At 45.1% G+C, this 10,420-nt stretch carries 8 protein-coding genes; 5 read left to right on the forward strand and 3 right to left on the reverse strand.

Annotation, left to right across the window (positions count from 1 at the left end):
* A partial coding sequence (locus ACJ751_RS13635; RefSeq protein WP_407746048.1) for a helix-turn-helix domain-containing protein occupies window positions 1-604 on the forward strand: 604 nt, incomplete at its 5' end.
* A gap of 23 nt (window positions 605-627) precedes the next feature.
* On the opposite strand, the gene ACJ751_RS13640 is transcribed toward ACJ751_RS13635, so the two are convergent.
* The 3 genes from ACJ751_RS13640 to ACJ751_RS13650 form a co-directional block, all read right to left on the reverse strand.
* Entirely contained in the window at window positions 628-2,526 is a 1,899-nt protein-coding gene (locus tag ACJ751_RS13640; RefSeq protein ID WP_407746049.1) for an SBBP repeat-containing protein, read from the reverse strand.
* 117 nt (window positions 2,527-2,643) lie between these two features.
* Complete coding sequence (locus ACJ751_RS13645) at window positions 2,644-4,560, reverse strand: sigma 54-interacting transcriptional regulator (protein WP_407746050.1); 1,917 nt, start codon at window positions 4,558-4,560, stop codon at window positions 2,644-2,646.
* A 14-nt stretch (window positions 4,561-4,574) separates the two neighbouring features.
* Window positions 4,575-6,551, reverse strand: coding sequence for a histidine kinase dimerization/phosphoacceptor domain -containing protein (locus ACJ751_RS13650; protein ID WP_407746051.1), 1,977 nt, complete (start codon window positions 6,549-6,551; stop codon window positions 4,575-4,577).
* A 177-nt stretch (window positions 6,552-6,728) separates the two neighbouring features.
* On the opposite strand from ACJ751_RS13650, the gene ACJ751_RS13655 reads away from it, so the two are divergent.
* From ACJ751_RS13655 to ACJ751_RS13670, 4 genes are all read left to right on the forward strand, one after another.
* A complete protein-coding gene (locus ACJ751_RS13655; protein WP_407746052.1) occupies window positions 6,729-7,514 on the forward strand; it encodes an alpha/beta hydrolase in 786 nt (261 codons plus the stop codon).
* A gap of 37 nt (window positions 7,515-7,551) precedes the next feature.
* Window positions 7,552-8,529, forward strand: coding sequence for an alpha/beta fold hydrolase (locus ACJ751_RS13660; protein ID WP_407746053.1), 978 nt, complete (start codon window positions 7,552-7,554; stop codon window positions 8,527-8,529).
* A gap of 34 nt (window positions 8,530-8,563) precedes the next feature.
* Entirely contained in the window at window positions 8,564-9,571 is a 1,008-nt protein-coding gene (locus ACJ751_RS13665; RefSeq protein WP_407746054.1) for an MBL fold metallo-hydrolase, read from the forward strand.
* A gap of 30 nt (window positions 9,572-9,601) precedes the next feature.
* Window positions 9,602-10,420: amidohydrolase family protein (locus ACJ751_RS13670; RefSeq protein ID WP_407746055.1), on the forward strand; the 819-nt coding region annotated here is incomplete at its 3' end.

The raw sequence follows: 10,420 nt of genomic DNA on the forward strand, positions 1-10,420 counted from the left end.
AGTGCCTCGTTTGGAGGTGCTGGGTCACTGGACCATCCCAACAAGGGCTACTATCAAAAAAGGCAATACCTGCCTGATAACACGCTTTCAGCCCTATGCCGGCGCGCTCTTCTTCCCCAACCCCGTTTCGGATTTTACCAATGGATCTATTGACCTGTTTGATATTCTCTGCAAAGAATGCAGCGAGTTTTACTACCGGCTGATGGAGCAGCCGTTGCTGGAACAAAAAGTAAAGGTGCTCGAAGCCTTCTTACTTACCAGACTGATGAGCACCCCGAAAAAACAAGAGAAGCTAGGGTTGGTAGAAGGGTTGTGCCATTCCATCAGCCGCCATGGAGAATCATTTGACCTGGGCCGCCTGGCGGCGGAAACCGGGTTTTCCGCCAGGTATATTCAAAAACTTTTTCTGAATTATGTAGGCATCTCTCCCAATAGCTTCTATTCAGTTCAACGCTTCAATAAAAGCCTCGAACTGGTTCGGTCGGCCAATACCTCACTGACAAATATAGCCTATGAATGCGGCTATTACGACCAGGCGCATTTTATCAGGGAGTTTAAATCCTATACGGGATTAACGCCGTCGCAGTTAGTACTGCAGCCATAACAAGCTTCGTTTCGAATTGAGAACTACTCTTGTTTCATAATTTTCAGACTGCTGCCATTGGCCAGTTGTAACAGGTACATGCCAGGGGGCAGGTTATGCAAATCAATAGATGTATTGTAATCATTAACGAGGATGGACCTCACCTGGATACCTTTTAAATCTACCAACACTGCCTTTGTATGCAGCAATTCATCCCCTGTTATTTGTAAGGTAACATTACCTCTTGCCGGTATAGGGTAAACAGTAGCGGATAAACGCGCTTTCCCGGCTGAAAGCCGGATAACAGCGGAATACCCCGACCGTGCATCTATATCTGTTTGCAGAATGCGGTACAAGGCTGTTTGTTGCAGGGCTGTGGGTTCAGTATAAACATAGCTGTGGGTGCCATTACCCTTGCTTTCCAATGATCCGATCTTATTGAAGGTAATTCCATCTGAACTTTTCTCAACAGTATAACGCGCCACGTTTTCTTCGTTTACAGTAAAATTGAGCGTAGACTGCTGCTGATCATTCAGGTGACCTTCCAGGTTGATCCAGGTAAGGGGTAACGACCCGCCTACAGATTGTGCGAGCTTATTAACAAATATGCTATAGTAAACATTGGTTCTGACTATAGCTGTATCCGGACCGGGATCGAGGTCAATGGAACCATGAAAATTCCCCATGGTGTACAAATTCAGCATGGCATCTGTGCCAATACCTATAACCGGATTGTTAATGCCATAACCGTATCCCCATACCGGATTACCATTTTTATCCCATTTGTTAAAAGCGCCTGTCCCTCCGGCCGTATAAATATTACCTGTGACGTCCGTATTTACCGACCTGGCGTCGCCGCTGGTGCCAACGCCCAAATATGATTTGGCCAATATGTAACCGGCATCACCGGTAAGTTCCCGAAAATAATCCGTTGAGGTCCGCGGCGTGCCAATATTGGCAGTACCAGGACCGGGATCCATATCAGTGACACCATACATACCTCCTGCCATGAACAAATTACCGGTGGCATCCATTTTCAGATCATTAGCGCTATAGACGAAGCTTTGTATTGCCCAAACCAAACTGCCATTGGTATTCAGCTTTACCAGGTATGGATTCCTGGTACCAGCCCAATAGTTGGCAGAATCGGGACCCGGGTCCAGGTCAATAGTGCCACTTTCAAACATGCCTAAAGCAAATATATTACCTGTGGCATCTGCTACAATTCCCGAGGCATCGTCTAAAGAACTGCCGCCTATCCGTTCGCCCCATTCCAGCCCGCCGGTGGAATTGAGTTTGCAGATAAAGACATCATTGCCGCCCAGTGAAGTATAGGAAGCACCAGTGCTGAATGAAATAATCCCTGAAAAATTTCCGGTAACATATACATTGCCATTAACATCTACCCCCACCGCCTTGCCGGTGCTGTTATTGCTTTCAGCAAAACTTGCCGACCAAACATAATTACCGGCCGCATCGTATTTTGCCACAAAGGCATCGGTCCCGGCCTGAGCAGATAAGGAAGCTGTGCCCGGTCCCGGATCAAAGTCAACCGTTCCGGAAAAACTACCGGTAACATATATATTACCCAGCGCATCCACCGTTACATATTCAGCCCTGTCGGTGCCAGCGCCGCCCAATTGTATGGTCCATACCAGGTTGCCGGAGGTATTGAGTTTACAAACAAATGCATCCACTTTGCCTGCAGAAGTGAGATTTGAAGCGGCAGGCCCGGGATCAAAATCAACCACACCGGCAAATGCACCGGCCAAATAAACATTACCGGGTGCATCAACGACGCTGTAACCCAATGTAAGAGTGTCATTACCAGCAATACCACGGCCCCAAACATACGTGGGGGATTGTGCATAATTGAGTAAGGAATAGGACAATAGACTGATCACTATAAGAGATCTTCGAAGAAAATAAATTAGCGGAGTCATAAGTAGTGGTTGGTTGTTTACAGCCAACTCCATGAAATTTTTATGCCGTTAGTAAACAGCTGTTTTGTAGAAGTACCACCGCATAGTGGTTACTGTTGCTACATTGATCGTCCCCATTTATTTAATATATTCCTTTTTTATCCCCAGTTTTTTCATTTTTGATTTCAGGGTAGAAGGGTTAATATTCAGGATCTCAGCGGCAGCGCCCGGTCCCCATATTCTTCCATTGCATTTCTTCAATACCGAGATGATGTAATCCTTTTCATTTTCGACGATCGTTTTCATGTCAGCGGCTGAGGCCTCCCTTCTTCCTCCTTTATTTTCAACTGCCGGCAACAGGATATCTTCTATAACCGTTCCTTTAGCCAGCAACACGCTTCTTTCAATTAAATGTTCCAGCTCACGAATATTTCCCGGCCAGTTGTAAGCCATCATTTTCCTGAGCACACTATCCGATATTCCGCTTATCTTTTTTCCTGCTTTATGGCTATAGTGACTCATAAAATGATAGGCTAACGCAGGAATATCTTCTTTTCGATCACGTAATGGCGGTAGTGTCACCGGGAAAACATTCAACCGGTAATACAGGTCCAACCGGAAACGGCCGTCTGCCACCTCCTTTTCCAGGTTTTTATTTGTAGCCGCAATAATGCGAACATCCACTTTTATCGTATCTCTTCCTCCTACCCTTTCTATTTCCTTCTCCTGTAATACCCTTAATAATTTTACCTGTAATTCAACCGGCATGTCACCTACTTCATCCAGGAACAGCGTCCCCTTGTCGGCCCTTTCAAATTTGCCGATCCTCTTATCAAGCGCACCGGTAAAAGCACCTTTCTCATGTCCGAACAATTCTGATTCAATCAGGGTGGCGGGCAATGCAGCGCAGTTCAGTTTAATAAATGGTTTCCCTTTGCGGGATGACAGATTATGGATGCTATCGGCAATTTTTTCTTTACCCGTTCCGCTTTCTCCCAGTATCAAAACAGAAGTGTCTGAAGGGGCCACCTGAGAGATATGATCAAATACATTTAACAGGAGATGGCTTTTACCAACGATCCCATCAAACCGGGTTTTACTTTCCTGTTGCAGCATTTTACCTGCTGCACTCATTTCGTCCTGCAGCAAATGCTCAATGGTTTGCATCAATGAGAACTGGATCCTTTCAAATTGTTCAAGCTGCTCAGCAGTATAGGCATCCGGTCTTCTGCTGAATAAACAAAAGCTGAAAGGCTTCCGGTCCATCATGCGCATGGGCATTTCCAAATGTGATTGTAATTGAAAACTGTCGGCAAAAAGTTTTCTTAATGAAGGCTGCCGGCAAATATTCTGAAAGGCAACCTTATTATAAAATGCGGCTATTTCTTCCACCGGGTTGGGTGGTTGCAGCGCTATCAATTCTTCTATTGACTTTCCCGTAATGGTAGCCAGTTCATGCAAACCAATCATTTGGTATTCATCGTAACCCAGTCTTAAAAAACACATCCCTTTAAAGAAGGGATCTTTAATATCATCAAACCCTACAGCGAGAAAGTCAAAAGGAATAAACGACTGAAGCGCCGTGGCTATTCTCAACAATTTTTCCTCCCAGCTACCGGTTTCGCTTACAATAGTTTTTAAGAGTTTACGTAACTCAGTTTCCCTGCGATACCGGGCTTCAATGCTATGTACGTGACGATACCGGGCAATTTCAAGCGCAACCAACAGGTCTTTCTCCCGGAAAGGTTTCACCAAAAACCCATAGGGATGGGTTTCCTTTGCCGCATTCAGTACCTCTTCATTGGAGTTAGCCGACAGGTATACAAACGGAATATTGTCTATTGCCAAGAGTTTTGCGAGATCGATCCCTGTTTGTTTTCCTTTTAGAAAAATATCCAGGAGAACAAAATCCGGCTTTTTATCCTTTATCATTTCCTGAGCCTGGGCAACCGAGCGGGCAATGCCTGTAATGCCATAACCGGCCTGCTGCAGCAACAGGCGCAAATAATCCGCCTCCACAAACTGGTCCTCTACTATAAGAATTTGTTCTTTCATATTCAGTTATTTGATTACGCTTCTACTATAAAGTCAAGCGTTATTTGGGTGCCACTATTATTGTTAACCTGAAATGTTGCATCGAGGTCATCACTAAGCCCCCGCATCAACTTCATGCCCATGGAGGTTTGGTTGGCAGGGTCGAATGCTGCAGGCAGGCCAACTCCATTGTCTTTGATGGCAAGCAAAAAATGATTGGGCGCCAAACTTCTCAAAGAAATGTCAATAATACCTTCTTTCTTACCCGGAAAAGCGTGTTTAATGGCGTTGGTGACGGCTTCGTTCAGGATGAGGCCAACCGGCACGCAATGTGAAACAGTAAATGTTACCGGGTCAATTTGCAGGTTGAACCGGATGGTGTTACCGGTATGAAAACTGTCTTTCAGGTAATCTATCAATTCATGAATATAATCGACCATATTGATGGCTGATAAATTCTCTGATTGATAGAGCTTCTGATGAACCAGCGACATGGCCTGAATGCGTTGCGAGCTTTCAGTTACTGCCTGAATGGCCTCTTCACTCTGCAGGTAGGCGGCTTGTGTACGCAGCAGGCCCATCACCATATGAAAATTGTTTTTTACCCGGTGATGGATCTCCCTGACCAGCCATTCTTTTTCTGCTACCAACTGCTGTAGTGAAATGTTTTTCTTTTCAATTTGTTTTTGCTGTTCCTGTAGTTCGCTGTTTGTTCGTTGCTTTAGGCGGGAATAATTCACCAGCAACCCAATGATAACAACAAGTAACAGGGTCGCCCCAGCGATCCAGCGTGTTGTATTTTTCTCCTTTGTCAACTCGGTTTTCTGAAGCAATTTTTCATTTTCCAGCAACCGGATGCTTTGTTCTTTTTTCTGCGTTTCATATTGGATGGTCAATTCTTCAATCTGCCTGCTTTTTCTTTCATTGTAAATGGAATCATTGAGAAACTGGTATTGCTGCAGGTCTTTAATAGCAGCGGTGTAATTTCCGAGCGCTGAGTCTGCGGTAAAAAGCATTTGAAACAATTCTTTTTGATCAACCAAGCGGTCATGTATTCTATATGTTAACGCAGTATCCAAATAAATGTGCGCTTTCTTAAATTGCCTGAGCTGCAAATAAAACCTGCCAACATCCATATTACACATAGAAACCTGTTCAGGCATCCAGGGAGCATCTTTGAGGTAAAGGGTCATTGCAAGAAAATATTTCTCGGCCTGTGGGTGCTGTTTCAACGCATCAAAACAATAAGCAAAGTTTTGCGCAACTACGACTTTATCAAACGGGGTTTGGGGCGGCCCCGCCGCAACCAGGCTATCCATCAAAGCAAGGGCCTCCCTGCTCTTTTTTAGTTTTATCAATTGACGGATCAGAAACCCTGCAGTTCTGAAGATGATCGCCCGCTCTGCTTTTCGTTCAATTCTTTTGTCGAGCGTTTTTCGATACCATTGGCTACTCTCTTCAATACGTCCCAGTTCGTCGTAAACCAGGGCCAGTTCTCCATACATCGCCTCAACATGCTTAACATCTTTGTTGCGCTCTACACTTTCAATACCTTTTGTTGCGTATAAAAGCGACTTCTCATAAGAACCACGGTATCTGTGGATCGCGGACAAAGTAAGACAGGCAATAAAAGCCTTATCACTTCTTACCTGATCCAATAAGTTCAGCGCCTGTGTTGATTCTTTTTCCGCCAAATCAAGTTTCCCTGAATAATATAAATAATGCCCCAGGAAAGTTCGGGTTTCCCCTTCTCCTTCGATGCTATGAACCTGTTTGTATAATGTGATCGCTTTGTCAAAACAGGCATTCACATCAGCAGGCTTTTCCGTATGCCAGTCCATTTTCTGGGCCAGCAGAAGCCACGTACTGGCTTCTTTTTGAGAGTTGCCCTTTGCATGATAAATGGCTGCCAGGTGGCGCAGTTCAACCTGTGTCTTATCAGATAACTGCTGTCCCCAAACCGGTACAACGGTTGTCAAAATAAAAAATGCACATATAACCGACTTTACCATGCAGGAAATCCTTTTTATCTAAAATTAAAAATAATAACCATGACATTTCACGGTACAGTTAACCAAACCGCGAAATATCACGGTCAGCGCCTATCCCCTTTTCAGCAAAGCTATTGAACTGCATTCACTTATAAAAAAGGCATTGTAATTGGCATGTGGTACCCATAATTGTTACTTATGGGAAAAACCAATCCAAAAACAGTCGTCTTTATTACCGGCGCATTCGTTCATCACAGTTGCTGGGATGAATGGAAAAATTATTTTAAAAGTCGGGGGTACCATGCCATTGCCCCACCCTGGCCGCATAAAAGCGCGTCGGCCGAAGCCTTGCGCAACAGCCATCCCAACAAGGATATTGCAGGCAACCGGCTTGCGGCATTAACGGATTATTACGACAATATTGTAAGACAATTGCCTGAAAAACCCATCCTGATCGGTCATTCTATCGGCGGGCTGATGGTTCAACTGCTGTTACAAAGAGGATTAGGCTTTGCGGGAGTCGCTATTCATTCGGTACCGCCCCAGGGCATCATGACATTCAAATTTTCTTTTCTAAAAGCCGGCTGGGGCCCGCTCGGATTTTTTACCTCCGTCCGGAAATCCTTCCTGATGTCGTTCAACCAATGGAAATACGCTTTTACCAATGGTATGGATTGCGATGTACAGAAAGAAGCCTATTACCGGTTTGCCATTCCGGAATCGAAGCTGATTGTAAGGGATACCATCACCAAAGCGGCCAAAGTAAACTTTGAAAATCCGCATGCGCCCCTGTTACTCACCAGCGGCAGTGATGACAATACCATCCCCGCATCGCTGAATTATTCGAATTACAAGAAATACAAAAACAGCAATTCCATTACAGATTATGCGGCGTTCAGAGGCAGAAATCACTTCGTTCTGGGTCAACCCTCCTGGAAAGAGGATGCGGATTATATCCTGGACTGGCTTAATAAATTATCATAACCAACCACTTCATTCATTATTCAAAGTAATACTTATTATGACAAAATTGATCCCGGTGCTTTTTGCTGCCTTTTTTTTACAGACATCCTGTAACAATGCGCCCAAAGAAACAACTATTGCTGCCAACACGACTGCAGACACTACTCAAACTACTTCAACCGCTCAACCAGCCTCGCCCCCAGCCAATTTCAAACACGCTTCTGCGAAAGTAAATGGCATTGACATTCACTATGTGATCGGCGGATCGGGTGAACCGTTGGTGTTATTGCATGGCTTTGGGCAGAACTGGTATATGTGGAACCGCCTGCTGCCTGAATTCTCCAAACATTTTACGGTAATAGCCCCTGATCTTCCGGGTCTGGGCGAATCGGGCAAGCCTGACAGTGGCTACGATAAAAAAACGATGGCTGCCTATATCCACGGGGTGGTGAAACAACTGGGCTACGATCACATTAACCTGGCCGGCCACGATATTGGTCTGATGGTGGCCTACGCCTACGCAGCGCAGTTTTCAGGCGAAGTAAACAAACTCGCGTTGATGGATGCCCTGCTTCCCGGTGTTGAACCGGTTTGGAGCCAGGTGAAAGGTGCTGCCTGGTGGTTTGGCTTCTTTTCGTTTCCAGCTTCAGGTGAGTTGGTGGCGGGAAGAGAGCGCTTGTTCCTTACCAACTTCTGGCCGGTAGTAGGTCATGTAAAAGACCCGTTCACCCCCGAGGAAGTGAATGAATTTGTACGGGCCTATTCTGTAAAAGGCGGTACAACGGGCGCCTTTCATTGGTTCGGCGCTTTTGAGCAGGATGCAAAGGACAATAAGGTATTTATGAAGACCAAATTAAAAATGCCGTTGCTGGCCATGGGCGGCGAATATTTCGGCGCCGGCTTCCTGGCAGACCATTGCAAACTGGTTGCTGAAAATGTAAAAGGCTCCAATATCAAAGGCGCCGGGCATTGGGTGGTACAGGAAAATACTGCCCAGGTTCAAAAAGATCTCCTTGATTTCTTCCTTTCAAAATAATAGTTAAACCCCGTACGATAAAATAATTGTAGCGATGAATAAGAATCTTATAGTCACTATGGTGACATGCTTTTTGCTTTCCCTTCACCTCACAGGTATCGCTCAAATTCCGTTGCCGCCCCAGGTTCCCATCTGGGATGGCAACAAGGTTGAGTTGACATTGCACAAATTAGCCACCAATGTATATGCTATACAACCAACCTCAGTAGAATCAGAAACTACCAAAGGCATTCCGCAGGCAACATCAGGCGGGTTTATAGTAGGCGAAAAGGGAGTGATGCTGATAGAATGTTTCCTGAACAAACGACTGTTCGACCAGGAAATAAAACTGGTAAGATCGGTAACCAACAAACCCATTCTCTATGCAGTGAATACAAGCGATCATGGCGACCATTGTTTCACTAACTATCTTTTACCCGCCAACACGCTCATCATTCAGAATGAATTTGCAAAGGAAAATCTCGCTCAGCATTTCGATGGCATCAAACAATTTATGATTACGCTGTTCGGGAAAGGACGTGGTATTGAAGAAGCCACCTACCGGCCGGCAGATATAACCGTTGCAAAGAACAACAAAGTCACCATTGACCTCGGCGGAAACAAGATCGTTGAATTGATCAATACCGGCACCGCGCAATCTCCCGCAGACCTTTTTGTATGGATGCCAGCTGAGAAAGTGTTTTGGGCAGGCAATCCTTTTATTGCAGAAAGTCCCACCATTCCCTGGTTGTTTGATGGCTACTTCCTGGAACCCGCTGCCAATTTGAAAAAGATATATGACATGCTTCCTGATGATGCCATCATTGTTCCCGGCCATGGCAGGATCACCAATAAAGCAGGTATAAAATATACCCTTGATTATGTGCAATCCCTCACGCAACAGGTGCAGGCAGCCGTGCAAAAAGGATTAACACTTGAGCAAACACAGCAAACAGTAACCATGAAGGAATACGATAAAGGGTATGTATTGTTCAACTGGCTTCATTTTAATTTCAATCTGCCAAACGCTTATAAGGACATCAGCAACAATAAGGGGAAATAAAGCACTAACCATACTATTTAAAAAATCGTCATGAATAAATTACTTTTTATTCCGTGTCTGCTATTGTCATGGCAGTTGACGGCACAAAATAAAGCGGACCTGATCATTATAAATGGCAAAGTAACTACAATGGTCAAAGCCGGAGAATTCAGACAGGCGGTAGCGATCAAAGACGGCATCATTCTGAACGCCGGAAGTAACGCCTCCATGCTTGCAACGTATAAAGGACCTGCTACCAGTATTATCGATGCTAAGGGAAGAACGGTTGTACCGGGACTGAATGACAGTCACCTGCATGCGATCCGGGAAGGACTTAATTATAATGCAGAATTGCGTTGGGACGGTGTGACCTCCCTGAAGCGCGCTATGGAAATGCTTACAGAACAAGCCGCGCGAACACCCCCAGGCGTTTGGATCAAAGTGGTAGGAGGCTGGAACGAATACCAGTTTGAAGAAAAAAGACAACCAACCATTGACGAGATCAACAAAGCAGTTCCTGACAAACCCGTGTTTATTACTTACCTGTATGGGAAAGCTTTTGTAAATAAAAAAGGAATAGAAGTGCTACAATATGATAAGAACACCCGGTATGAGGGCAGCTTGGTTGAACTGGATTCAAGCGGCAACCCTACCGGCATGCTGTACGCCAAAGAAACGCCCAAAGCCATTTATACCACGCTGGCACTAACGACAAAGCTTACCCACGAAGAAAGATTAAACTCCACGCTGCAATGGTACCATGAATTAAATAAATATGGATTGACCAGTGTTGTGGATGCCGCCGGCGGCGGTCAGTTTTACCCCGATGATTATTCAACAGCCATAGAACTGGCCAAAGCAGGTAAACTA

This window comes from Niastella sp., from assembly GCF_045805085.1.
In the GTDB taxonomy this organism is placed as follows: domain Bacteria; phylum Bacteroidota; class Bacteroidia; order Chitinophagales; family Chitinophagaceae; genus Niastella.

Excerpts from the sequence above, each read along its gene's own strand:
- ACJ751_RS13645 (WP_407746050.1), bottom strand. The coding sequence starts at position 4,560 with ATGAAAGAACAAATTCTTATAGTAGAGGACCAGTTTGTGGAGGCGGAT.
- ACJ751_RS13655 (WP_407746052.1), top strand. The coding sequence starts at position 6,729 with ATGGGAAAAACCAATCCAAAAACAGTCGTCTTTATTACCGGCGCATTC.
- ACJ751_RS13650 (WP_407746051.1), bottom strand. The coding sequence starts at position 6,551 with ATGGTAAAGTCGGTTATATGTGCATTTTTTATTTTGACAACCGTTGTA.
- ACJ751_RS13665 (WP_407746054.1), top strand. The coding sequence starts at position 8,564 with ATGAATAAGAATCTTATAGTCACTATGGTGACATGCTTTTTGCTTTCC.
- ACJ751_RS13660 (WP_407746053.1), top strand. The coding sequence starts at position 7,552 with ATGACAAAATTGATCCCGGTGCTTTTTGCTGCCTTTTTTTTACAGACA.
- ACJ751_RS13640 (WP_407746049.1), bottom strand. The coding sequence starts at position 2,526 with ATGACTCCGCTAATTTATTTTCTTCGAAGATCTCTTATAGTGATCAGT.